27 protein-coding genes are annotated in these 23,224 nt (G+C 60.7%); 5 read left to right on the forward strand and 22 right to left on the reverse strand.

The window, feature by feature from the left end:
- Positions 1–89: 89 nt before the first annotated feature.
- The 4 genes from ACYUCQ_RS07055 to ACYUCQ_RS07070 all read right to left on the reverse strand — a co-directional run bounded on the left by ACYUCQ_RS07055 (position 90) and on the right by ACYUCQ_RS07070 (position 2,888).
- Positions 90–1,172 (reverse strand): OmpA family protein, encoded by a 1,083-nt coding sequence (locus tag ACYUCQ_RS07055; protein WP_460253812.1) that lies wholly within the window; start codon positions 1,170–1,172, stop codon positions 90–92.
- A 111-nt stretch (positions 1,173–1,283) separates the two neighbouring features.
- Positions 1,284–1,841 (reverse strand): DUF2155 domain-containing protein, encoded by a 558-nt coding sequence (locus ACYUCQ_RS07060; protein WP_460253813.1) that lies wholly within the window; start codon positions 1,839–1,841, stop codon positions 1,284–1,286.
- Positions 1,842–1,879: 38 nt separating this feature from the next.
- A complete protein-coding gene (gene mlaD, locus ACYUCQ_RS07065) occupies positions 1,880–2,398 on the reverse strand; it encodes an outer membrane lipid asymmetry maintenance protein MlaD (protein WP_460253814.1) in 519 nt (172 codons plus the stop codon).
- Positions 2,399–2,453: 55 nt separating this feature from the next.
- On the reverse strand, positions 2,454–2,888 hold the full coding sequence (locus tag ACYUCQ_RS07070; RefSeq protein WP_460253815.1) for an NADH-ubiquinone oxidoreductase subunit NDUFA12 family protein: 435 nt from the start codon (positions 2,886–2,888) through the stop codon (positions 2,454–2,456).
- 157 nt (positions 2,889–3,045) lie between these two features.
- Between ACYUCQ_RS07070 and ACYUCQ_RS07075 the strand changes: the two genes are divergently transcribed.
- The gene (locus tag ACYUCQ_RS07075; protein WP_460253816.1) at positions 3,046–4,470 is read left to right on the forward strand and encodes a TSCPD domain-containing protein; all 1,425 of its coding nucleotides are present in this window, start codon (positions 3,046–3,048) and stop codon (positions 4,468–4,470) included.
- Positions 4,471–4,473: 3 nt separating this feature from the next.
- Positions 4,474–4,932, forward strand: coding sequence for a RidA family protein (locus tag ACYUCQ_RS07080; protein WP_460253817.1), 459 nt, complete (start codon positions 4,474–4,476; stop codon positions 4,930–4,932).
- Here ACYUCQ_RS07080 and ACYUCQ_RS07085 read toward each other — a convergent pair whose 3' ends face one another.
- The 18 genes from ACYUCQ_RS07085 to ACYUCQ_RS07170 all read right to left on the reverse strand — a co-directional run bounded on the left by ACYUCQ_RS07085 (position 4,933) and on the right by ACYUCQ_RS07170 (position 20,077).
- Positions 4,933–5,550, reverse strand: a complete 618-nt coding sequence (locus ACYUCQ_RS07085; protein WP_460253818.1) for a glutathione S-transferase family protein — start codon at positions 5,548–5,550, stop codon at positions 4,933–4,935.
- Between the two features lie 141 nt (positions 5,551–5,691).
- Positions 5,692–6,396 (reverse strand): hypothetical protein, encoded by a 705-nt coding sequence (locus tag ACYUCQ_RS07090; RefSeq protein ID WP_460253819.1) that lies wholly within the window; start codon positions 6,394–6,396, stop codon positions 5,692–5,694.
- A 68-nt stretch (positions 6,397–6,464) separates the two neighbouring features.
- Positions 6,465–7,004 carry a GNAT family N-acetyltransferase gene (locus ACYUCQ_RS07095; protein ID WP_460253820.1) on the reverse strand — a complete coding sequence of 180 codons (540 nt, stop codon included), beginning with the start codon at positions 7,002–7,004 and terminating at the stop codon, positions 6,465–6,467.
- Between the two features lie 94 nt (positions 7,005–7,098).
- Entirely contained in the window at positions 7,099–7,614 is a 516-nt protein-coding gene (locus ACYUCQ_RS07100) for a hypothetical protein (protein ID WP_460253821.1), read from the reverse strand.
- A gap of 446 nt (positions 7,615–8,060) precedes the next feature.
- Positions 8,061–8,795, reverse strand: coding sequence for a hypothetical protein (locus ACYUCQ_RS07105; RefSeq protein WP_460253822.1), 735 nt, complete (start codon positions 8,793–8,795; stop codon positions 8,061–8,063).
- Positions 8,764–9,327 carry a hypothetical protein gene (locus tag ACYUCQ_RS07110; protein ID WP_460253823.1) on the reverse strand — a complete coding sequence of 188 codons (564 nt, stop codon included), beginning with the start codon at positions 9,325–9,327 and terminating at the stop codon, positions 8,764–8,766. Before ACYUCQ_RS07110 ends, ACYUCQ_RS07105 begins: the two co-directional genes overlap by 32 nt.
- Positions 9,327–10,628 carry a hypothetical protein gene (locus ACYUCQ_RS07115; protein ID WP_460253824.1) on the reverse strand — a complete coding sequence of 434 codons (1,302 nt, stop codon included), beginning with the start codon at positions 10,626–10,628 and terminating at the stop codon, positions 9,327–9,329. Before ACYUCQ_RS07115 ends, ACYUCQ_RS07110 begins: the two co-directional genes overlap by 1 nt.
- 187 nt (positions 10,629–10,815) lie before the next feature.
- On the reverse strand, positions 10,816–11,439 hold the full coding sequence (locus ACYUCQ_RS07120) for a DedA family protein (protein WP_460253825.1): 624 nt from the start codon (positions 11,437–11,439) through the stop codon (positions 10,816–10,818).
- Positions 11,436–12,368, reverse strand: a complete 933-nt coding sequence (gene cysK / locus ACYUCQ_RS07125; protein WP_460253826.1) for a cysteine synthase A — start codon at positions 12,366–12,368, stop codon at positions 11,436–11,438. The genes ACYUCQ_RS07120 and cysK overlap by 4 nt, the downstream gene beginning before the upstream one ends.
- A 36-nt stretch (positions 12,369–12,404) precedes the next feature.
- A complete protein-coding gene (gene ilvC / locus ACYUCQ_RS07130; protein WP_460253827.1) occupies positions 12,405–13,424 on the reverse strand; it encodes a ketol-acid reductoisomerase in 1,020 nt (339 codons plus the stop codon).
- A 140-nt stretch (positions 13,425–13,564) separates the two neighbouring features.
- Positions 13,565–14,653: an RIP metalloprotease RseP gene (gene rseP, locus ACYUCQ_RS07135; RefSeq protein WP_460253828.1), complete on the reverse strand. Its 1,089-nt coding sequence runs from the start codon at positions 14,651–14,653 to the stop codon at positions 13,565–13,567.
- Positions 14,654–14,711: 58 nt separating this feature from the next.
- Positions 14,712–15,872 (reverse strand): 1-deoxy-D-xylulose-5-phosphate reductoisomerase, encoded by a 1,161-nt coding sequence (dxr, locus tag ACYUCQ_RS07140; protein WP_460253829.1) that lies wholly within the window; start codon positions 15,870–15,872, stop codon positions 14,712–14,714.
- Positions 15,869–16,591: a phosphatidate cytidylyltransferase gene (locus tag ACYUCQ_RS07145; protein ID WP_460253830.1), complete on the reverse strand. Its 723-nt coding sequence runs from the start codon at positions 16,589–16,591 to the stop codon at positions 15,869–15,871. Before ACYUCQ_RS07145 ends, dxr begins: the two co-directional genes overlap by 4 nt.
- A complete protein-coding gene (uppS, locus tag ACYUCQ_RS07150) occupies positions 16,588–17,358 on the reverse strand; it encodes a polyprenyl diphosphate synthase (protein ID WP_460253831.1) in 771 nt (256 codons plus the stop codon). The genes ACYUCQ_RS07145 and uppS overlap by 4 nt, the downstream gene beginning before the upstream one ends.
- Before the next feature lie 36 nt (positions 17,359–17,394).
- The gene (gene frr, locus ACYUCQ_RS07155) at positions 17,395–17,961 is read right to left on the reverse strand and encodes a ribosome recycling factor (RefSeq protein WP_460253832.1); all 567 of its coding nucleotides are present in this window, start codon (positions 17,959–17,961) and stop codon (positions 17,395–17,397) included.
- An 18-nt stretch (positions 17,962–17,979) separates the two neighbouring features.
- The gene (gene pyrH / locus ACYUCQ_RS07160) at positions 17,980–18,702 is read right to left on the reverse strand and encodes a UMP kinase (protein ID WP_460253833.1); all 723 of its coding nucleotides are present in this window, start codon (positions 18,700–18,702) and stop codon (positions 17,980–17,982) included.
- A complete protein-coding gene (locus ACYUCQ_RS07165) occupies positions 18,702–19,595 on the reverse strand; it encodes a D-amino-acid transaminase (protein WP_460253834.1) in 894 nt (297 codons plus the stop codon). Before ACYUCQ_RS07165 ends, pyrH begins: the two co-directional genes overlap by 1 nt.
- Positions 19,592–20,077, reverse strand: a complete 486-nt coding sequence (locus tag ACYUCQ_RS07170; RefSeq protein WP_460253835.1) for a hypothetical protein — start codon at positions 20,075–20,077, stop codon at positions 19,592–19,594. The genes ACYUCQ_RS07165 and ACYUCQ_RS07170 overlap by 4 nt, the downstream gene beginning before the upstream one ends.
- Before the next feature lie 214 nt (positions 20,078–20,291).
- Between ACYUCQ_RS07170 and ykgO the strand changes: the two genes are divergently transcribed.
- From ykgO to ACYUCQ_RS07185, 3 genes are all read left to right on the forward strand, one after another.
- On the forward strand, positions 20,292–20,417 hold the full coding sequence (gene ykgO / locus ACYUCQ_RS07175) for a type B 50S ribosomal protein L36 (RefSeq protein WP_235704685.1): 126 nt from the start codon (positions 20,292–20,294) through the stop codon (positions 20,415–20,417).
- Between the two features lie 155 nt (positions 20,418–20,572).
- Positions 20,573–22,030 (forward strand): FAD-linked oxidase C-terminal domain-containing protein, encoded by a 1,458-nt coding sequence (locus ACYUCQ_RS07180; RefSeq protein WP_460253836.1) that lies wholly within the window; start codon positions 20,573–20,575, stop codon positions 22,028–22,030.
- Positions 22,027–23,223: an FAD-binding protein gene (locus ACYUCQ_RS07185; RefSeq protein ID WP_460253837.1), complete on the forward strand. Its 1,197-nt coding sequence runs from the start codon at positions 22,027–22,029 to the stop codon at positions 23,221–23,223. The genes ACYUCQ_RS07180 and ACYUCQ_RS07185 overlap by 4 nt, the downstream gene beginning before the upstream one ends.
- Position 23,224: the final 1 nt, after the last annotated feature.

A 23,224-nucleotide genomic window follows, 5' to 3' on the forward strand; every position in this document is an offset into this window, starting at 1 on the left:
AAAACCCGGCACAAAGCCGGGTTTTTCTTTGATCACCGACCGGGCGGGGCGCATCCTTGATGCGCTCCGCCGGTTTTTGCGTTTAGCACTTAGTGGAGGATAATTTCCACGCGACGATTCTGCGGCTCACGCACGCCAGGGCCGGTCGGCACCAGCAGATGCGTTTCACCAAAGCCCTTGATCACGATATCCTGCTTCGGCACGCCATCAGCCACCAGCTTGGCGGCGACGGTATCCGCGCGGCGGAACGACAGCTTCTCATTGTAAGCCGGCGTGCCCGATGTGTCGGTATAGCCATTCACGTTCAGCGAGGTGACATGGGTGGTGCGTGATGCATCCGCCGCCTGGGCAATAATCTGATCCGCGCGCGGGGTCAGGTTATATTTGTTCCAGTCAAAGAACACCAGGTAGGTGCGGGCCGGTGCCGGAGCCGGGGTGGCCACCGGAGCGGGTGCCGGAGCCGGCGGGGCCGGCGGTGCGGGCGGGAATAGCTGATAGCGCAGCCCAACGAGCAGCACGTTGTTGCCCGAATGGCCAACATTAATCACCGTCGCGGCCGGCGCGTCGAGATATTTACGGGTGTGGGTCAGTTCGGTGTAGGAATATTGCGCGGTCAGCGCGAGGCCCGGAACCTGGGTGATGTTATAGGCAACACCGGCGCCGACATCGAACGCGAAGCTGCCATAGGTGCCGCTATAAACATCGCCATAAGTCGCCGGCAACGCCAGATGCTGCCACTTCTGATAGGCATAACCCACGCCGCCGCCGATGAAGGGGACGAAATTGGTGCCGGTCTGGAAATCATAGAACCCGTTCAGGAACACGCCATAGGTGTTCACGCCACCATGAACCGGATTGGCGCCATTGAAATTATCAACGGACTTGCTGGCATTGTTCCGGAAGAAATCGCCATCGACCTCGACGCGAATGCCGTTGCCCAAGCCATAGCCAACGCCAATTTGGCCAGCATAATCAGGACGGAACTGGAAATGACCAGCCTGACCGAGACTGGCCGGCGCATAATTATAATGCTGGTTCATCATCAGGTCGGTGCCGAGACCGAGGCTGACATAAGGGCCGGTCACCGGCGGCACTTGGGCCAAAGCCAGACCCGGTAGGGCGACGGCGGCGAGCAGACTGGCTGCACCGAGCAGTTTAGCGCGAAGACGCATGGGGAACACTCCAATTATTGTATGTTAACGGTAGCTAAGGATTCAGAATCCAATTTCAAGTAAAACGGCCAAATACGTCAACAAGATGGCCAAATCGGGTTTGGCCGCCTGCTATTGCGCTTTGCACCCCAAAACTTGAAAGGAAATCGTGCCATTGGCGACCACTGCCGCCCCCGGCTCGGAGCGAACCAACCAGCCATTGAACAAAGTTTTGGTTTGGTTTGATCCGTCGGGTGCCATCACGGTCAAAAATACCGCCGCATCCGGGATCGCCCCTTTCGGGCGCACCACGCAGGCTTTGACGGCAACCTGGAGCGAATCGCGGGTGAAGCTGGAGCCGACTTTGACGTTGAGGCGGCTCACCGCGCCATCTTCTTGGTTCAGCGCGGCCAACACCGCGACGGGGCGAGCGTGCCAAATATTGGCCGCCGGCGGCAATCCGGCTTGATCACTGCTCGTCGATGGTGAAGCCGGAGCGCCCGATGGTGCGGCGATGGGCGGTTGCGCCGGAACCAGCCCTGGCGGCGGTGCGGCTGGGGCTACGATGTTCGGAGGCGGCAATGGCGCATTGGGCGCCGCGGCCACCGGTGGGGCTGGTGGCACCACGACTTGATAGGGATCGCTGGACTGCGCTCGGCCATGGGGGGCCAGCGCGATCAGACCGACCATAATCGCGCCCAACATGCTGATGCGTGTCGCGGCCAACGTCACGGCTTCAACCCAGAGGGTAGAGCATTGGCAGGTTTGGCGGGTGCGGAACCGGATTTACCGGCTGACCCGGCGAGATTGGCCGCGCTGAACACAAATTTACCGAGCAAGGATTCGATATTGATCGCCGACTGGGTGACGGTGATCGCCTGCCCCGGCTTGAGCATGGTGTTCGAGCCGCCGGGTGAAACCGACAAATAATCACTCCCGAGCAAAGACGCGCTCTCGATCGCCGCGGAGCTGTCCTTGGGCAGTTGCACTGTAGGATCAACCGAGAATTTCACCACGGCGGCATAGGTCGCCGGGTTGAGGGTGATGGTGCTCACATGCCCCACCGTCACGCCCGCGATTTTCACCGGCGAGCCGACTTCCAGCGCACCGACCCCGCCAAACTGGGCTGAGAGGGTGTAGCCGGAGACGGTGGTGGCGCCGCTACGGGTAAAGGCAAAGATCAAGAAACCGGCAGCAGCGGCAATGACCACGAGGCCGGCGATGATTTCGGTCGTTCGACTACGCATGATTTTTATCGGGTTCCAGCAGTGAGAATGAGGCGACGGGGCACGGCGCGCACCGTCATTCCGGCGTCCAGGGCTGATACGATGGCTTGGCGGCCGCGTGGCCCGCCGCCACGTAGTCATGGCCGGGCGGGCGGTAAGCGCCTTGGGTGCCGGTCAGATTAGGTTGATAAGGCGCTTGCCAGGGCCGACGCGCGGCCATGGGCAGCGGGGCATCGGTCAAAAAATGCAGCCAGGCATGCCATTCGGGTGGGACCAGCGATGCATCGCGGGCGCGATTGGCATAGACGACCCAGCGGCGCTTGCGGCCATCGGGGCGGGTGGGACGGCGTTCTTCGAAATAACGATTGCCCAATTGGTCAGAGCCCACGCCGAGCCCATGGCGCAGCGTGCCGAGCACCAGGCCGGGATTGACGAACAGGGCCTTCAGCCCGCCCAGATCGGCGAGAGAGGGTTTTTGACCGGGTTGGGTCGCCGCGACGATATCTGCCATGGGCGCTTTATACAGCGCGGTGCGCACGCGGTCTATGCCGCACTGCACACAGGTCTGCGAGGGCAATTTCGGACATTTTGTGGTCGGTGGCTAAAATCACCACAAGATGCAGCGTTTCCCTCTGGCAGCCGATTTCGAGTCGCGCTATCATGTGCCCATGAAAAACACGTCCCCTGCCTCCCGCCGTCAGGTTCCCGCACCCTGGCATGGTGTTCGCTTGGCGACATTGACGCTTGAGGCGAGTGAGGATGGACCCGGATTGGCGCGGGCGGTGATCCCGGCGAGCTGGCCGGATCGCTGTGCGGCGGGGCTGTTGGAGCTTTGTCCGCCGAGAGGGGCAAAGCCAGTTCGGGTGATTGAGGCGGCGATGGGCTGGATTGCGCCGCTGATGGCGCAAGGCGCGCATGTTGGGCTGGATGCGGCGGTGCTGCATGCGGCTTTGCGTGATCGTTGTGGCGCGCCGAGCGCTGGCGTGTGGCGGGGTGAGCCGGAGGCGGTGCCGGGCTTTGTGCTGAATTTGCCGCAATTTATCGATGATGAGGGCGGGTTTGACGCACCGCGTTTCGGCGCGGTGGCTGAGGCGGCGGTGCTGGCTTTGGCGTTGAGTGCGCCGCACGCGGTGGAATTGGCGGTGGGGGTGGCGGATTTGGCGCTGTTCCTCGCACAGATGGATTTGGATTATGGCGCGGAGGCCGCGCGGGCGCAGGCTGGGGCGGTTGCCCAATTGTTAGCGGCGCATGCGGATCGGGCGTTGGCGCGGCTGGTGGCGGCGGGTTTGGCGCGGCCTCGGCGGGTTTTGGGGATCAAGCCTGCTGCGGCGGTGGAGCGTTTATTGGGGGTTGAGACCATCGGGGTGGCGGCACCGCTGAGTGCGCTGGATGGCGATGGGCGTTTGGCGCGCTGGGCGCGGGCGCGGCTGGCGGCGCGCGGGCTGAGTGCGGAGGCGGCGCTGGCGCAGAGTTTGGCGGGGCATGATCCGTTCGGGGTTGCCGATGCGGCATCGGTGCGGGCGATGGAAGAGGCGTTGACGCCGTATTTTGGCGCGCTGCCGGGCACGACCCCGATGCAGGCGGGTGGGGTGGCGCGCGGGGCGCAGGCGCGGCGCGAGGTGTTGCCGGCCCGGCGGTCGGGCTATACGCAGAAGGCGAGCATTGGCGGGCACCGGGTTTTTTTGCGCACCGGGGAGTATCCGGATGGGCGGTTGGGCGAGGTTTTTATTTCGCTGCCTAAAGAGAGTGCGGCGGTGCGTGGCTTTGCCGATAGTTTCGCGATCGCGCTGAATGTTGGCTTGCAGCATGATGTGCCGCTGGCAGCGTATTTGGATGCGTTGGCGGATAATCATTTCGGGGCTGCGGGTGCGGTGGAGGGTGATCCGGCGGTGCGGGTGGCCGCCTCGCCGGTGGATTATGTGTGCAAGCATTTGGGGGCCAATTATTTGGGGCGGCAAGAAATTGCCGATCCGATTGAGGCCGCCGAGACGCCGGATGCGCCCTCCTTGCCGCTGGATTTGCCGGAGGACCGGCCGGCGGCTGAGCCGGCGCGGCCACGCCGGGTTCGTGCCCATTTGAAATTGGTGAGTTGATCGATGTCGGTGCATGCGCGGCTGGCTGAACTTGGAATTGTGCTCCCGAAACCGGCGGCGCCGGTGGCGACCTATGTGCCGGTGGTGGTGCATGGGGGGTTGGCGGTGGTGAGCGGGCAGTTGCCGATGGCGGCGGGCGCGCTGGCGGTGACGGGTAAATTGGGCGCTGGCGTTGATGTGGCGGCGGGGCAGCATGCGGCGCGGCTTTGTTTGATCAATGTGTTGGCGCAGTTAGAGGCGGCGTTGCCGGGCGGGCTGCTGGCGGTGGCGCGGATTATCCGGCTGGGCGGGTTTATTGCGGCGACGGCGGATTTTACCGATCATGCCAAGGTGATGAACGGGGCTTCGGATTTGGCGGTGGAGATTTTTGGCGAGCGGGGGCGCCATGCCCGCTCGACCGTGGGTGTCCCTTCTCTCCCCCTCGATGCGGCGGTGGAGATCGAGGCGTTGATCGGGCTTTGATTACATCGCAGCGCTGGGGCGCTCGGCGACGCGCTCGCGCCAGGCTTGGAGGTGGGGGTAGCCGGCTTCGCCGGGGCGGAATTTCATGAGTTTGGCGAATTCGATGCCGCAGAAGGCGGTGATGTCCGCGATGGTGAAATTTTCGCCGAAAATATAGGGCTGCTCCGCGAGCGTTGCGTTCAACCAACTCAGGATTTCGGCGAGTTTTTCGGATTGTTTTTGGCCGAAATCGGGAAATTGCGGCACTTCGAGGGTGGCCAAGCCGGGATGGCAGTGGCGGATCCAGTTCGCGACCGGGGCGAGGAGGTGAAATTCGATGCGGCGATCGGTCATTTCGATGAAAGCGCGCTCGGTGGCGTCATGGCCCATGAGGTTCGGCTCGGGGACCAAGCCTTCGAGATAGCTGCAGATGGCGCGGGTTTCGCCGAGATTGCGGCCATCATCCAATTCCAGGATCGGCACGCGGGCCATGGGGCTGCGGGCGCGGAATTGCTCGGTTTTATGTTCGAGACTGTTGAGATCGATCGGGATTTCTTCAATGCCGGTGATTTTTTTCTCAGCGATGAACATATGCACGCGGCGCGGATTGGGGGCGCGGGGTGCGGTGTATAGTTTCATTTTTGCTCCTTGGGCTCCGGGCGGGGACGATTTCTCCGGGCAAATGGACCATGATTTGAGCGGTTGGGCAAATTTTAGCGTTGGCGCCGTCATTTAATTATGATTTCGTAACGATTAGGGCGCAAGTTTGTGCCGTGTAATTTACCCGAAATTAAGAATATCGGGGTAGAGAGGATTGGACAGGTGCTGCGATTGTAGTGCGGATAATTTGGGCAGCGGCTGGTTAGAGGGTGCTGCGGCCCAGGCGGATTTTGGGCGTTTGGGGGGTGGGTTGGCAGGTGGGTGGGCGCGGAATTTTGAGCGCGGTTTGGCACGCGGTTTGGCACGCGGTTTGCGATAGGCTGGATATGGTCGCGGTGGTGGGCGCAGATGGGGCGGGAGCCGAATCCCGAGCATGTGGCAGAGCGGGCGCAGGGTGCGGCTAAGCTGTGGGATTTCGCTGACCAGGGCGATCATGTCCGCCTCGCTGAGCAGATGGCGAAGTTGCGAGGCGACGCCGCGTATTTGGTAGCTGGGGAGCAGGCGCAACAATGCGCCGCGCCCGCGCGGCAGGGTGATGGGAGGTTGGCCCGCTGAATGGTTAATGGGTTGGGTAATGGGTTGGGTGCGCGGCTTTGGGTTAAGGGATGTGGGGCGATGTCGCGGAGTGCGGCGTGGTTTGGGCGGGTTGGCGACGAGGGCGCGGAACCGGTTGAGGCAGAAGCTGATGCGGCTCCAGAACAGGCGGACCAAAACTGGGTTGGCGCGCTGGCAATGGCTCTGTGCAGCGATGAAATGGCGCAGGAGTGTCAGGATCACCGTCAGGCGATCGGTCAGCGGCGCGGGGATGTTATTCGCTCCTGGCATGGCGTTATTTTTGCCATAGGGGGCGGTGGGTGCGCAAGGGAATTTTTGGGTGATTTGTAGTGGGGGATTTATGATGGGGATGGATCGGCGGGGAGCGACAGGGCGAACCGTTCAATTTTTGGCTGGAAGCCGAGTTTTCGATAGAGGGCGATGGCGCCGCGATTGAAGGACCAGGCGGTGACTTCGATATTGTCGATTGCGTGCTGAGCGGCCCAGGCTGTTGCGGCGTGGATCAGGGCTTGGGCGATGGCTTGGCGGCGATGGGCGGTGGCGACGATCAACTGATCGAGTTCGACGATGCGGCGTGCGTCGCTAACAATGGTTGCGGGGATTGATTTGGCGATGAGGATGATCAGGCCGATGATGCCGTGATCGGGGTGGTCGGCGACCAGGATGGTGCTGTTGGGTCCGGCGATTAATTGATCGATGCTGGTGCGGTCACGGGTGGGGCCGATTGGTTCGCGAAAAATATCCGGGCGGGACTCGCGGTGATGGCGATCAAGCTCGGCGATCAGGGTGCAGATGATGTCATAATCGGTTGAGCGCGCGGGGCGTATTGGCGTCGGGGGGTGCGGATCACGCGCGTTGGTGCGGGGCGGGATTGGCACATTTGATTTGGGTGGCGGAGGCATGGGGATGTGTGGCCCGGCTGTTTGACGGTGTGGAGATTATGGGGTGGGGTTTGCAGCGTGATACGTGCGGTTATGTCAGGTTCCCGGAACTGAGATCGTGATAGCCATATTTGATTAACGGCCAGACGAGAAACCAGATAACGAAGACCAAAAAAAATCCAACGCTGATTGTGCTGATTACGAACAAAACGCCTGAGAAGGTTGAAAATGCGTGTCCACCTCTATTGTTGAACGGATAAAGCCCATAGATCATCGCCAAAAAGCTCATCAAACCGCCGCCCGAAAAGTAACTGGAGGCCTTAAGCAATGCGCGCCGTATCGGTATTTGCCAATTATTGTTGAAATCACGATAAATGTCTGACCTTCGTATTCTCAAAATTCTTTGGTTGGTGCCGAAATAACGATAGGTGATTTTATCGGTGTAGTGGAGGAGCACGATAAAGAACAAGCCGGTTATCCACATCAGAAAATGCAGTTTTGGGTAGGGTTGGAGCGCATGCGCTAGAGGGAAACTCAGCCAAATTGCGGGTATGACGATTGCCCAACTCAGTGCAAGTTCAGATAAAATGGCGGCAGATTGTTTCATCGCCGACTCCGATTTTGTGATGTGACGCGATCGGCAAGGAAGATATGGCACGCATGGTCTTGCTCAGATGCCGCGAGGCGTTTGGAGCGAGAGGCGTTTGTTTGGATGAGCTGAACCGAGAGCCGATCATTATCTGCATCCTTTTGGGCGTCAGAGCGGAGCAAAAAGGGAAACTGATTTTGAAGTTGACGGTGTGTGCGCCGCGCGTGGTTTGATGTTTGCCATAGGGGGCTTGGGGTGCGCAAGGGGATTTTGGTGGTATCGGGCGACGGGTTGGCGCTGGGTTGGGGCACGTGTGCCGCTTTGGTGTGGCTTGGCGGGTGTTGGTGCCGATATGATTGCGGGCTTGATCGTGAAATGATTCGGAATTTGACGTGGCTCGGGTGGGCCGTTCGCCGCGTTGGTGGGTGGGCATCGGTAGATTTTTGGGGGTCAGGCGACAAGGGTCATCGGCGATCAGGGTGCGCTGCTTTATCATCGTCTGGGTTATACCATTTTTCTTTTTTGGCCCAAGGTTGCCACCAGGGAGTGGTGACCAGGAAATAGAGACCAACGGGGACTACCCAGAAAAAGAACAAGCCTAACATAGAAAATCCCATTGTTGCTGATGCAATCTCAAATTTCCGGTCGTTTGATGAAAGAAAAGTTGAGATAAACAAATAAGTTGCGTAAGACCACTCTAATAAGAATAAGATCGAAATTATTATGTCATACATAAAGAATAAAGAAATAAATAATACCCTTTTGGTTCCAACTAATTTTGCAATTCCAACAAAACTTATCACCAGGATAAAACTTATCGCCGCGCCTGGAATTGTAAATAAATAATGCAGTAAATTTTTTTGATTCGTAAATAAATATGTATATAATACAATGAGAAATGACAGGCCAAATAAATGAGATATCATATATCCAGCAATAATCCATTTACCGCCCCGTTGCGGCGGTCGACATGTTCGGTCACTGGGCCGGGAGACTGCCCGGAAAAATACCTCTTTCGCCGTTTCCATTATTATTTTCCCCGTTTTGGCGCCGATATGACGGCGTGCTTGATCGTGAGGTAGTTGGGAATTTGACATGGCTGGAGTGGGCCGTTCGCCGCGTTGGTGGGAGGGCATCGGTAGATTTTTGGGGGTCAGGCGACAAGGGTCATCGGCGATCAGGGTGCGCTGCTTTATCATCGTCTGGGTTATACCATTGTTCCTTTTTGGCCCAAGGTTGCCACCAGGGTGTGGTGACCAGGAAATAGAGACCAACGGGGACTACCCAGAAAAAGAACAAGCCTAACAGCGCATACATAAATGTGGACGCCGCTACATTAAAAGCTCTACCGCTGGTAGCAGAGAACGATATTATAAATAGATAAACAGTATAGAACCATACAACCAGAAAAATTATCGATACAATTATGTCATACATAAAGAATAAAGAAATAAATAATACCCTTTTGGTTCCAACTAATTTTGCAATTCCAACAAAACTTATCACCAGGATAAAATTTATCACCGCGCCTGGAATTGTAAATAAATAATGCAGTAAATTTTTTTGATTCGTAAATAAATATGTATATAATACAATGAGAAATGACAGGCCAAATAAATGAGATATCATATATCCAGCAATAATCCATTTACCGCCCCGTTGCGGCGGTCGACATGTTCGGTCACTGGGCCGGGAGACTGCCCGGAAAAATACCTCTTTCGCCGTTTCCATTATTTTTTTCCCTTTTTTGGCGCCGATATGACGGCGTGCTTGATTGTGAGATAGTTGGGACCTCGACCTAAGTTCGTGGGGTGGAGCGGCATCAGGTTTTGAAGTCGCGTGCCCTGAATCGGCCTTGCACCCGGATGCTCCGCCATGATTTGCGCTAGCGCGGGCGCAGCAAAATCCTGATATGTGTTTTTAATCGGATCGGGGTTAAGGCCATATAGTGCAGCGCCTGGAACAGCGGTGAGAAGTGCAGCCCGGTAATGAGACATCGCAAAATGATCAACAGCGAAATATTCGTTAATCTTGTCCTGCTCCTTTTCCAACATATCGTGTGCGTGTTTGACCCTTCCTGCGGCGGACTTCACGGCCTCGCGTTTCTCTACAAGCTCTTTCTTTACGACTGTGACATCATCTGCCGTGCCAGTGCCTGACGCAAGGCGCCGAGCCGGCGCAGATTCTGGTAACATTCTCATATTCGCGTGAGACTTTGTCAATTCGCTCTTGGCAGCATTTAAGTCATTGGTCAAAGCAGGAACTGCTTTTTCTGCTCGCATAACCCCCAAGCCTTCGCGGAGCGGGTCGGTCAATGTTGCCAACGGACCAAATGTCTCGATAGCATTGTACTTGGGTGATTTCTCCCAGGCCGAAACCTGCTGCGACGTCCCAAATACGCGGTAATACCAATCTAGACCATCGGCGAATAACAGCGATGCAGATCCAACGGCACCAGCGGCTGTGGTTGTTGCAGCGGCGCCACTGAGCGCGCTCCCTACAACGGTAGGGGACAGGCCGAAAACTCCAGCTGTAAATCCAATTGTTAGAAGTCCATCCGAAACCACCCCAAAAACATCGAGACCGATTGCAACCGTGTCGAATAAAACCGGGTGTTCGGCGATAAATTCATGCACGACGTGCCATGCGGCGATTCCGGGATACGCCCCAGCCACCAAAATACGTTCGGCCAAAGAGTGGCGTTTTATCTCAAGGTTGCTGACGACAGATCGCCATAACGCCTCCTCAATTGACTCGCGTTTGCCGAGGGTGACGCCTTGAAGGGGGTTATGTCTTGGCGGGACGGGGCCGTGTGATTGGATGATCAGCACGCGACCGAAACCGTTGGCATCATAGGTGGGTGGAAACAGGAGTTTGCTCTGGCCTGACATGTCCTGGAACACGGCTCCGTGATTAAACGCGTCGGCACCATAGGTGGAATACATGAACTGGCGAATATGGATCGCCGCATGGGCTTCGGTCTGATAGGGATGATAATCTAACCGCACGACGGGTTGTTGGCTTTGGGTCATTGGACGCAGGCAACCTCAAAAAAATATTGATGAAAATCGGCTCAGTGACGATTTTAGAGGCAAGCAAAACGGAGATGCAATCGCTTGCTGGCAATAGGCCAGATTAATCCGGCCCTTGGCGGCAGGATCGGTGCGTTGGGCCGATGCACGTTGACCCAATGTCATGCTTGCGGGGCGAATTTTATGATTATTCGAGTTCAATGTCGCGCGTGCGCCAGCGATGCAGCCCGTACCACGTCGCGGCGAGGAGGAGCGACATTGCGGTGAGGAGCGTAATGAGGTGAAGGGTTGAGTGCAGGAGCGGCGCGGAATTCCAGGCGGTGCCGGCGCGGAGGCCGGCGTAGGCGAGTGCAAAACACCAGGGGATGGAGCCGATGAGGCTGTAGAGTTGGAATTTCCAGAAATTCATGCGGGCGATGCCGGCGGGGAGCGAGATGTAGGTGCGGACGATGGGGAGCAGGCGTCCGAGGAGGACGGTGATGGCGCCATAGCGGGCGAAGGTGGTTTCGATGCGGGTGAGTTCGGTTTGGCTGATCAGGAGGTAGCGTCCGTAGCGGAGAATGAAGCGGCGACCGCCGGTGGCGCCGACGAGGTAGGCGGCGGTGGAGCCGAGATTGCAGCCGAGGGCGCCGGCGAGGGTGACGCCGAGGAGGGTGAGGCGGTGGGTGGAGACGAGGTAGCCGCCGAGGGGCATGATGAGTTCGGAGGGGATGGGCACGCAGGCGGATTCGATGGCCATGAGGGCTGCGATGCCTGTGTAGCCGAGGGTGGTGATAAAGGCGATCACCGTGTGGGTGAGCGTTACGATCAATCGGTGAGGCCGTCGAACAGGGGGGTGGAGAGGTAGCGTTCGCCGTAGGAGGGGATGATGGTGACGATGAGTTTGCCGAAGGAGGTTGGGCGTTTGGCGACTTCGAGGGCGGCCCAGAGGGCGGCGCCGGAGGAGATGCCGACGAGCAGGCCTTCCTGGCGGGCGGCGCGGCGGGCGGTGTCGAGGGCGTCTTGGTTGGTGACGCGGATGACTTCGTCGATCAGTTTGGTGTCGAGGATTTCGGGGACGAAGCCGGCGCCGAGGCCTTGGATCATGTGCGGGCCGGGTTGGCCGCCGGAGAGGACGGGCGAGGCATCGGGCTCGACGGCGATGCAGCGGAAGTTTTTGTTGCGTGATTTGATCAGGGTGCCGATGCCGGTGAGGGTGCCGCCGGTGCCGACGCCGCAGACGAGCATGTCGACTTTGCCTTCGGTGTCGGCCCAGATTTCTTCGGCGGTGGTGCGGCGGTGGACGGCGGGGTTGGCGCGGTTTTCGAATTGTTGGGGCATGAAATATTGCGAGCCGCGGGCGACGATTTCTTCGGCTTTGCGGATGGCGCCGGCGATGCCTTCGGCGCCGGGGGTGAGAATCACTTCGGCCCCGTAGGCGCGGATGACGGCGCGGCGTTCGCGGCTGACGGAATCGGGCATGGTGATGATGCAGCCATAGCCTTTGGCGGCGCAGATCATGGCGAGGGCGATGCCGGTGTTACCGGAGGTGGGTTCGACGATGATGCTGCCGTGGGCGATCATGCCTTCGCGTTCGGCGACTTCGAGCATCGCCACGCCAATCCGGTCTTTGACCGAATTGGCGGGGTTGAAAAACTCCAGTTTCGCCACGATCGAGCCGGGCAGGCCCGCCGTCATGCGGTTGATGCGCACGAGGGGGGTGTGGCCGACTAATTCGGTGACGTCTCTGGCGATTTTCATGATGCGTTCCTCAAAAGTTGGTTCCGGCGGGCCGGGTTAGTTACGGGCTTTATCGACGAGGGCGCGTTCGCGGATCCAGGGCATCATGGCCCGGAGTTTCGCTCCGACCTGTTCGATCGGGTGTTCGGCGTTAGCGCGGCGCATGGCTTTGAAATTGGTTTGGTTGACGCGATTTTCCAGCATCCAATCGCGGGTGAAGCGGCCTTTTTGGATGTCATCGAGCACGCGCTTCATTTCGGCTTTGGTTTCGGCGGTGACGATGCGCGGGCCGGTGACGTATTCGCCGTATTCGGCGGTGTTGCTGATGGAGTAGTTCATGTTGGCGATGCCGCCTTCGTAGATGAGGTCGACGATCAGTTTGACCTCGTGGAGGCATTCGAAATAGGCCATTTCGGGGGCGTAGCCCGCTTCGACCAGGGTTTCGAAGCCGGCTTTGATCAGTTCGACGAGGCCGCCGCAGAGGACGGATTGTTCGCCGAACAGGTCGGTCTCGCATTCTTCTTTGAAGCTGGTTTCGATGATGCCGGCGCGACCACCGCCGATGGCGGAGGCGTAGGACAGGGCGATGTCGAGCGCGTTACCGGAGGGGTTTTGGGCGACGGCGACGAGGCAGGGGACGCCGCCGCCGCGCTGATATTCGCTGCGGACGGTGTGGCCGGGGCCTTTGGGGGCGATCATGAACACGTCGATGTCGGCGCGGGGCTCGATCAGGCTGAAATGGATGTTCAGGCCGTGGGCGAAGGCGATGGCGGCGCCGGGCTTGAGGTTGGCGGCGAGGTGATCGCGGTACAGCTCGCCCTGGCCTTCATCGGGGGTGAGGATCATCACGACATCGGCCCAGCGGGCGGCTTCGGAGGGGTCCATGACTTTGAGGCCGGCGGCTTCGGCTTTGGCGATGGCGGTTGAGCCTTTGCGCAGGGCGACGACGAGGTCTTTGACGCCGGATTCTTTGAGATTGAGGGCGTGGGCGTGACCTTGGCTGCCATAGCCGACGACGACGACTTTTTTGGCTTTGATCAGATTAACATCGGCATCGGTGTCGTAGTAAACGCGCATTTCGGGTCTCCCTGTCGCGGATGATGAGTTGGTATGGCCGTTCGCATGGGCGAATTTCGCTCATTTGGCAATCGTGCCGGGACATTGTGAGCCATGCAAGCGGCGCGATACGTAATTTAATTTTAAGATTGGTGGGATAATTAGCCGAGGGCGTGGGATAGCCAGGTGACGGGCGATGGGATGTGCAAATCATGCCAGGAGACGGCGAGAATCAGGGTGAGCAGGATCATCGCGCCGAGGCCGAGGCCGAGTTCTTGCACGCTGCGCGGCAGCGGGCGGCGGCGGATGGCCTCGTAGGCGTAATAGAGCAAGTGGCCGCCATCGAGGATGGGGATCGGGACAAGGTTGAGCAGGCCGAGATTGACGGAGAGGATGGCGATGAAGGTGAAGAAATCGCCCGCCCCTTGGGAGGCGGCTTGGCCGGAGAGTTCGGCGATTTTGACCGGGCCGCCGAGGTCTTGGACGCCGCGCTGATAGGCGACGAGGCGCCAGAGCCCGTGCAGGGTCGCGGCGGTGAGGCCGTAGGTTTGTTCGGCACCGATGATGATGGCGTGGGGCAGGGAGACGGGTTGGCGGGCGATTTTGCCGCCGATGATGCCGATTTCGCCGATGGCGTGGCCGCCGACGATTTTGCGGGCGGGGATCAGGGCGACTTTGTGGGTTTGGCCGTGATTTTGCAGCACGAAGGTGAGTGATTGGCCAGGAAAGGGGGCGACCAGCCGGTGCAGGGCGATGAAATTGCTGACTTTGGTGCCGTTGACTGAGACGATTGTCTCGCCCGGTTGCAGGCCGGCTTGGGCGGCGGGGGATTGGGCGATCACGCCGGTGATCACCGGCAGGACGGTTTCGCGACCGAGTGTCGCGGTGACGGCGATGAGGATCAGGAGGGCGAGGACGAAATTGGCGAACGGGCCGGCAGCGATGATGAGGGCGCGGGCGGCGAGCGATTTAGTGCGAAAGCTGCCGGGGGCGTCTTCGCCGGTGGTTTCGCCGCCCAGCTCGGCCCAGCCTTGCAGGCGGACATAGCCGCCCAACGGGATGATTGAGAGTTTCCAGACCGTGCCGTGCCGGTCGGTGCGCGAGAACAGCGCCGGGCCGAAGCCGACCGAGAAGGTTTCGACATGCACACCGCGCCAGCGGGCCACGGCGTAATGGCCGAATTCATGCACCGAGACCAGAATCCCGAGCACGATGATGAAGGCGAGGAGTGTGTGGAGATCACCGAGCATGGCGATCATATGGGATGGTGGCATGGATATGTCAGGTCTGGGTGATGCGAGGACAGGTTTATGCCAAGACCGGAAGTGACTCGGCTGCCACGCGGCGGGCTTCGGCATCCAGCGCGAGGACGGCGGCGAGATCGGGCACGGGCGGGGCGCCGAGCCGGTCCAGCACGGTTTCAACCAGGCGGGCAATGTCGAGAAAGCCAAGGCGGCGTTCGAGGAAGGCGGCGACGGCGATTTCATTGGCGGCGTTGAGCACGCAGGAAGCACCGCCGCCCGCGATCAGCACTTCGCGGGCGAGGCGGAGTGCTGGAAATCGTTCAAGGTCAGGGGGATAAAATTCCAGTTTGCTGATTGAGGCGAGGTCGAGGCGGGGCGAGCTGGTGGTGAGGCGGGCGGGCCAAGCCAGGGTATGGGCGATGGGGATGCGCATGTCGGGCGCGCCCATTTGGGCGAGGACGCTGCCATCGCGGTAGCAGACCATGCCGTGAATCACCGATTGTGGGTGGACCAGCACTTCGATTTCATCGGGCTGGAGAGAGAATAATCGAGCGGCTTCAATGACTTCAAGGCCTTTGTTAAACAAGGTTGCGGAGTCGATTGAGATTTTTGCACCCATCGACCAGACCGGGTGGCGCAGGGCGCGTTCGGGGGTGGCGGCTTGCATTTCGGCGCTGCTGGCGAGGCGGAACGGGCCACCGGAGGCGGTGAGGATGATTTTTTCCAGGGCGGTGCGGTTGCCATCGGCGAGGGCTTGGAAAATCGCGTTATGTTCGGAATCGACCGGCAGCAAGGTGGCGCGCGCGTCGCGCACGGCGCGGAGCATGACATCGCCCGCCGAGACCAAGGCCTCTTTGTTGGCGAGGGCGATGGCGCCGCCATGGCTGATGGCAGCCAAGGTGGGTTCGAGACCAATGGTGCCGGTGATCGCGGCCATGGTCCAATCGACTTTTTCGGCGGCGGCGGCGATCACCGCAGCACGACCGCCCTCGGCGCGGATGGCGGTGCCGGCGAGAGCGGCGCGCAAGGCGGGGAGTTGGGCGTGATCGGCGATCACGGCGATGGCGGGGCGGAGCGCAAGCGCCTGTTCGGCCAGGCGTTGGACGTTGCTGCCCGCGATCAAAGCGTGGGTTTGATAGCGATCCGGGTTGGCCATCAGCAGATCGATCGTTTGGGTGCCGATGCTGCCGGTGCAGCCCATGATGGTGACGGTTTTTATAGTCATAAAGTTATCCCTAACCCATGGGTGAACCCCGCGCCAACCCAGACGAGCAAGGCGGCCAAGGGGGCTGCGAATAAAAGACCGTCCAGCCGGTCAAACGCGCCGCCATGGCCGGGAATGGAGCGGCCGGAATCTTTGACGCCGAGCCAGCGTTTCAAAGCACTTTCCACCAAATCGCCCAGGGCTGAGACCATGCTGAGCAGGGCGGCGATGAGGGCCATCACCACCAGCGCCGCCACGGTGGGCGGAGGGCCCGCGACCAGGCGGGCGAAAAACAGGGCGGCGAGGATGGCGGCGAGTAGGCCACCAAGGGCGCCGCTGATGGTTTTACCGGGCGAGATTTTTGGGGCGAGTTTGGGTCCGCCGATCCAGCGCCCGGTGAGATAGGCGCCGATATCGGTGGACCAGACGATCATCAACAGGAGCAAAACGTCATCGCGACCGGTGCCGGGGAGGTTGCGCAACCAGAGCAGGGCGGCGGCGGGGAGCGCGATATAGGGCACGCCGAGGGCTAGAAACCGCGCTTGGTGGGCGGCGGGAACGCGGCGGGCGAGAGATAGCCATTCGCCGGTGAGCATGGCGGTGAAGGCGAGCACCAGCAGCGTCCAGAGCCAGCCGCCAGCGAGCAAGGCGGTGAGAGCGATGGCACCGAGCACCAGGGCCGAGGCCGAGCGGAGTGCGAGATCATGCCATTTTGCCCGGGTGGGCGCGGCGTTGGTCACGCGCCCGCCCGTTTCTGCGCGGCGGCGCGGCCAGGATTCGTTTCATCCGGGCGGACGCCGAAGCGGCGGTCACGACGGGCGTAATCGGCGAGGGCGGCGGCGAGATGCGTGGCCCCGAAATCCGGCCAGAGCACATCGACGAAACTCAACTCGGCATAGGCGGCCTGCCAGAGCAGGAAATTGGACAGGCGTTGTTCGCCGCTGGTGCGGATCAGCAAGTCAGGATCGGGCATGTCGGCGGTGGCGAGGTAGCGCGCGAAACCGGCTTCATCGAGGGTGGCGGGGTCGAGCTGGCCGGATTGGGCTTGTTGGGCGATGGTGCGGGCGGCGGCGAGGAGTTCGGCGCGCGCGCCATAGGACAGGGCGATGACCAGATTGAATTTTTGGTTATTTTTGGTGCGCTCTTCGGCGGCGGCGAGTTCGGCGCGCAGGGTGGGGCCGAAGCGATCACGCTCGCCAATCACCCGCAGCCTGATCCCGCCTTGTTCCAGCTCTCTCAATTCGCTGCGCAAATAGCGGCGCAGCAAGCGGGTGAGATCGGTGACTTCGGTTTGCGGGCGACGCCAATTTTCCGAGGAAAAGGCGAACAAGGTGAGCCATTCCACACCATGCTCAATCGCCGCCTCGATGGTGCGGCGGACGGCTTTGCCGCCTTCGCGATGGCCGGCGGCGCGCGGCAGGCCACGGCGCGCCGCCCAGCGGCCATTGCCATCCATAATGATGGCGACATGGCGTGGCGGTGCGGCTGGTGGGGGGGATGGGTTCATGCGTGGATGATGAGGGAAAAAGATCGGCGGGCCGGGTTAGACCTGACGAATATCTTTTTCTTTTTCCGCCAGCAGCTCATCGATGCGTTTGATCGTCGCGTCGGTGAGTTTTTGCACCTGCTCGGCCCAATCGCGACCGACATCTTCGCCGATACTGTGTTTTTTCTCCATAGCTTTGATTTGTTCCATGCCATCGCGCCGGACGGCACGCACGGCGACGCGCGCGCCTTCGGCGTATTTGCCGGCGGTTTTTGCGAGGTCGTTGCGGCGCTCTTCGGTGAGGATGGGCAGCGGCACGCGGATCATTTGACCATCGGGCTGCGGGTTGAGACCGAGACCGCAATCGCGGATCGCGGCGACCACCGAATTGACCATCGAGCGATCCCAGACCTGGACGCTGAGCAGGCGCGGCTCCGGCACGGCGATGGTGGCGACCTGGTTGAGCGGCATGGTCTGGCCGTAGGCCTCGACGCGCACCGGCTCCAGCAAGGCGGGGTTGGCGCGGCCCGTGCGCAAACCGCTAAATTCGCGCTTGAGGGTTTCCATTGCGCCATCCATCCGGCGCGAGAGATCATCGGTGAGTGATTGCAGATCGGCGTCCATGGTCGAAAACTCCTCTTATCAGCGTTCCATGATGCAGGTGAACAGGCCTTCGCCGCGCACCACGCTGGCGAACGCGCCGGGGGCGCGGATGTTGAAGACGATGATCGGCAGGGCGTTTTCGCGGGCGATGCTGATGGCGGCGGCATCCATGACCGCGAGATCGCGGGCGAGCACGTCATGATAGGTCAATTCGTGATAGCGCTCAGCGCCTGCGACTTTGCGCGGGTCGGCGGAATAGACGCCATCGACCTGGGTGCCTTTGAGCAGCGCATCGCACTTCATTTCGGTGGCGCGCAAGGCGGCGGCGGTATCGGTGGTAAAAAACGGGTTACCGGTGCCGGCGGCGAAAATCACCACCCTGCCCTTTTCCATATGGCGCTCAGCGCGGCGGCGAATATAAGGCTCGCAGACGGCGGACATCGGGATGGCGGATTGCACGCGGGTTTCCACGCCGCATTTTTCCAAAGCCGATTGCATTGCCAGCGCGTTCATCACCGTGGCGAGCATGCCCATGTAATCGGCCTGGGCGCGGTCCATGCCGGCGGCGGCACCGGAGACGCCGCGAAAAATATTGCCGCCGCCGATAACGAGGCATACTTGCGCGCCCATCGCCACCACGTCTTTGACGTCTTGGGCAATATTGCTGACGGTTTCATTATCCAGCCCGTAATCGCGGCTGCCCATCAGCGCCTCGCCCGATACTTTCAGCAATACCCGACGATAGGTCATGTTGTCGCTCATTAAGCCACCTCCTGCTCTGCCTGGGCGCGCGCGTGCTGGTCTGTTTGGGCGCGCGCGTGCGCGACAAATAATCCGAATAATTGGGCGGTTGTGCTGCCGACAACGCCATTGCCGATCGGCTGGCCATCGATGGCGATGATCGGTTTGACCAGCGAGGTCGCGCTGGTGAGAAACACTTCGCGGGCGCGGCGCAGCGTGTCGAGATCGAACCCGTCATCGCGGAATGGGATGGCGTTTTCGGCGAGGAGGGTGGCGAGGGCGGCGCGGGTGCAGCCGGGCAGGATGTGATGATCGAGCCTGCGGGTGCGCAGCACACCCTCATGATCGACGATCCAGACATTGGTGCTGGAGCCTTCCATCACCTGATTATTCGGGTCGATCAAAATCGCCTCATAGACCCCTGCCCTGCGCGCTTGCTGTTTGGCCAGCACGTTGGGGAGTAGATTGACCGATTTGATGTCGCAGCGGCCCCAGCGAATATCGGGCACGGTGATCACGCTCGCGGCCCAGCCATCGATATCGGTGGGTATGGGCGGGCCGTGACGGGCGGTGACCACCATGGAGGGGATCACGCGGGCGGGAAAAGCATGATCGCGCCGGGCGACGCCCCGGGTGATTTGCAAATAGACGATCCCCTCGCGCACCCGGTTGCGGCGCGCGACCATCATCAGGACGCTGCGCAAGGCGGCATCCCCCATCGGGGCCGGGATTTCGAGCTCGCGCAGGCTGCGGGCGAGGCGGGCGAGATGCAGATCCGCATCGATGAAGGCACCGCGATGGATTGGCACGACTTCATAGACGCCATCGCCGAATTGGTAGCCGCGATCCTCAATCGAGACCATGGCGGTATGATGGGCGAGGTAGCGGCCATTGACGTAAGCGATTCGGCTCATGATTGCATGATCCCTGGTTGGTCATCGCCGGGGGTTTGGGGCGCGGGCGAGACGGGCGGCGGTGAGGCATCGCCAATGCCCAGAAGCGCCACGCCGAACAGGGCGGCGACGACGCCGATCACGATGATTTCCAGCCGGAGCCGGTAGGAAATCAGCCGACTGCCCGCAGCGCTGTCATGCTGTAGCAGAATGGCGGTGGCGAGCGCCCCTTGGGCGGTGGGTTTTAGGGTGGCGAATTGTTGGAGCGCGCTGATGCCGAGCATGGGCTTGGCTTGTTGCATCGCACTTTGGATTTGGGCGGGGTTTTGGGCGGCGATGGCTTTGAGCAAGGCGGTTTGGATCAGCAGCCCGCGCATGGCGGGGATTGGTGCGGCATAGGTGGCGAACACACCGATCAGTCCGAGCATCATGAACGCGGTGAGCAGCAGGCCGATTCGACCCGAAGACACCCGAACCCGCTTTGTCGTGTCATTGATTGCCATCAGGATGCCTGTGCCTATCTGTTTGCCGGTGGGTCTCGGTGAAGCTAGGGTGCGAAAGCCCGGTCGCGACACTCCATGCGATTGCTTTTCGCGCACGTCAATCCGGCCACCGCGTCAAGGTGCTGGAGGTTTGTGGCGGGGGCGATGTTGACATCGGCGCGAAGGCTTTCCATACAGCGGCGAACTTCACCCGCCCTCAACGAGACTGAACATCATGAAGATCCGTAATTCGCTCCGTTCTGCCAAGACCCGCGACAAAAATTGCCGCGTCGTGCGCCGTCATGGCCGGGTCTATGTGATCAATAAGAAGAACCCCCGGATGAAAGCCCGCCAGGGCTGATTGGGCGCGGCGCAGGGTTGCCAGGTTGCGGGCGATCAGCGTCTTGCGGTTGGTTTGATCGGCTGCACCTTTCCGCTTCGTTGGCCCGCTTCGCTGGCCCGCTTCACCGAACCGTGTGGATGCGCTAAAGCTGATGGTTATTCGGGAGAATTGCCATGATTGCTTTACCGGCGCCTAATCCTGCGACTTTGGCGCGGCGCGATGCGCTGATTGCGGGCCTGCGGAAAATTTTGCCGACGGCGGATGCGGTGATTGCCGATCCTGTGCGGCTGAAACCCTATGAAACGGATGGTTTGACCGCCTATCGGCAAATGCCGCTCGCGGTGGTATTGCCGGAGAGCACCGAGCAGGTGGCGGCGGTTTTGGCGTTTTGCCAGGCACAAAATGTTCGGGTGATCCCGCGCGGTGCCGGCACCTCGCTCGCGGGCGGCGCGTTGCCGCTGGCGGATGCGGTGGTGATCGGGATGATGCGGATGAACCGGATTCTGCGCATTGATTACGCGGATCGCTATGCGGTGGTGCAGGCCGGGGTGACCAATTTGGGGATTACCCGGGCGGTGGAGGCGGATGGATTTTTCTATGCGCCCGACCCGTCGAGCCAGTTGGCGTGCATGATTGGCGGCAATATCGGGATGAATTCCGGCGGCGCGCATTGCCTGAAATATGGGGTGACGGCGAATAATGTGCTCGGGGTGAAGCTGGTCACCATCACCGGCGAGATTATCACGCTGGGCGGCACGCATTTGGATGCCGCGGGGTATGATTGGCTGGGTATTGTTATTGGCAGCGAGGGCCAGCTTGGGATTGTGACGGAAATTACCGTGCGGATTTTGCGCGCGGCGGAGGGCACGCGGGCGATGCTGGCGGCGTTTTCGAGCAACGCGATTGCCGGGGCCTGTGTGGATGCGATTATCGGCTCGGGGATTATTCCGGTGGCGCTCGAATTTATGGATCGGCCGGCGATCCATGCCTGTGAGGCGTTTGCCCATGCCGGCTATCCGCTGGATGCCGAGGCGATGCTGATTATCGAGGTAGAAGGCAGTGCGGATGAGCAGACCGCGATGCTGGAACGAATTAAGGATATTTGCAGCACGTTTGCGCCGACCAGCCTGAAGATTTCGCAAAATGACGCGGAATCGGCGGCGATTTGGAAGGGGCGCAAGGGCGCTTTTGGTGCGATTGGCCGGATCAGCCCGGATTATTTATGTATGGATGGGACGATCCCGACCAGCACTCTGCCGCAGGTTTTGGCGCGGATTGAGGCGCTGAGTGCGGATTATGGGTTGAAGGTTGCGAATATTTTTCATGCGGGCGATGGCAATTTGCATCCATTGATCATGTTCGATGCCAATCAGCCGGGGCAGATGCAAAAGGCTGAGGCGTTTGGTGCGGATATTTTGCGGCTTTGTGTTGAGGTGGGCGGGTGCCTGACCGGCGAGCATGGGGTGGGGGTGGAAAAGCGCGATTTGATGAATGTGCAATTTACCGAGATTGAGCTTGATGTGCAGCGGGCGGTGAAATCGGCGTTTGATCCGGATTGGCTGCTGAATACCGCGAAAGTTTTCCCGCTGGACCGGCTGCCGGCGCGCGCCTCGCTGCCGCAGGCCGCATGATCGCCCCGGATAGCGAGGCGGGGTTTGCGTGCGCGATTGCGGCGGCGACGGCGGCAAAGAGCGCGTTGAATTTGACCGGCTATGGCTCCAAGGCCGGGTTTTTGCGCCCGGTGGTGGCCGGGGAGACGCTGAGCACGCGGGCGTTTCGCGGGGTTTCGCTTTATGCGCCCAAGGAGTTGGTGCTGAGTGCGCGGGCGGGCACGCCGTTAGCCGAATTGGAAGCCACGCTTGCGGCTTCTGGCCAGCATTTGATTGCCGAGCCGCCGCGCTATGGGTTTTTGGGGGGTGAGCCTGCCACGCAAAGCTTTGGCGGGGTGATTGCCTGTAATTTGTCCGGGCCGCGCCGCATTGCCTGGGGGGCGATGCGCGATCATGTGCTGGGGGTGCGTGCGATTACCGGGCGGGGCGAGATTATGCGCTCGGGCGGGCGGGTATTGAAGAATGTCACCGGGCTGGATTTGGCCAAGCTGCTGACCGGTTCTTATGGAACGCTCGCGTTGTTGACGGAAATTACCGTGAAGGTATTGCCGATCCCTGAGGAAACCGGGACGCTGGTGCTGCATGATTTGACGCCGGCGCGGGCGGTGGCGGCGTTATCGGCGGCGCTGGGATCGCCGTTTTCGGTGACGGGGGCGGCGTATTTGCCGGAGCGAGCGGCGGCGGCGGTGGCGTATGACCGGCCCGTGGCGTTGATCCGGATTGAGGATGTTGCGGCGTCGGTGGCGTATCGGCTGCGGGCGCTGCGCACGCAATTGAGCAGTTATGGGGCCTCGACGCTGCTGGATCGGGCCGGATCGCTGGCGATTTGGCAGGCGGTGCGCGATGCGACGCCATTGGCGGTGGACGCACCAGTGCCCGAGGGGGCGATGATTTGGCGGGTGTCGGTGGCACCATCGCAGGGGCCGGGGATTCTCGCCGTGGCGCAGGCTTTGGGGCTGGATGGGTATTTGGATTGGGGCGGCGGGCTGGTGATGCTGGCGGGGCCTGCGTCCCCAGCGGCGGCGGCGGCGCTGACTGCGGCGGTGGCAGCGGTGGGCGGCGGCTGGTGGTTGCTGCAAGCGCCGGAGGCGTTGCGGGCTTCATTGGCCTGCGTGCCTGAGGAGCCGCCGGCGTTGGCCGCGATTCGTGGCCGGCTGCAAACGGCTTTTGATCCCGCCGGGATTTTTTCGCCCGGCAAACTTCACGCGGCGTGAG

The organism is Acidiphilium sp. MT5 (assembly GCF_054767495.1).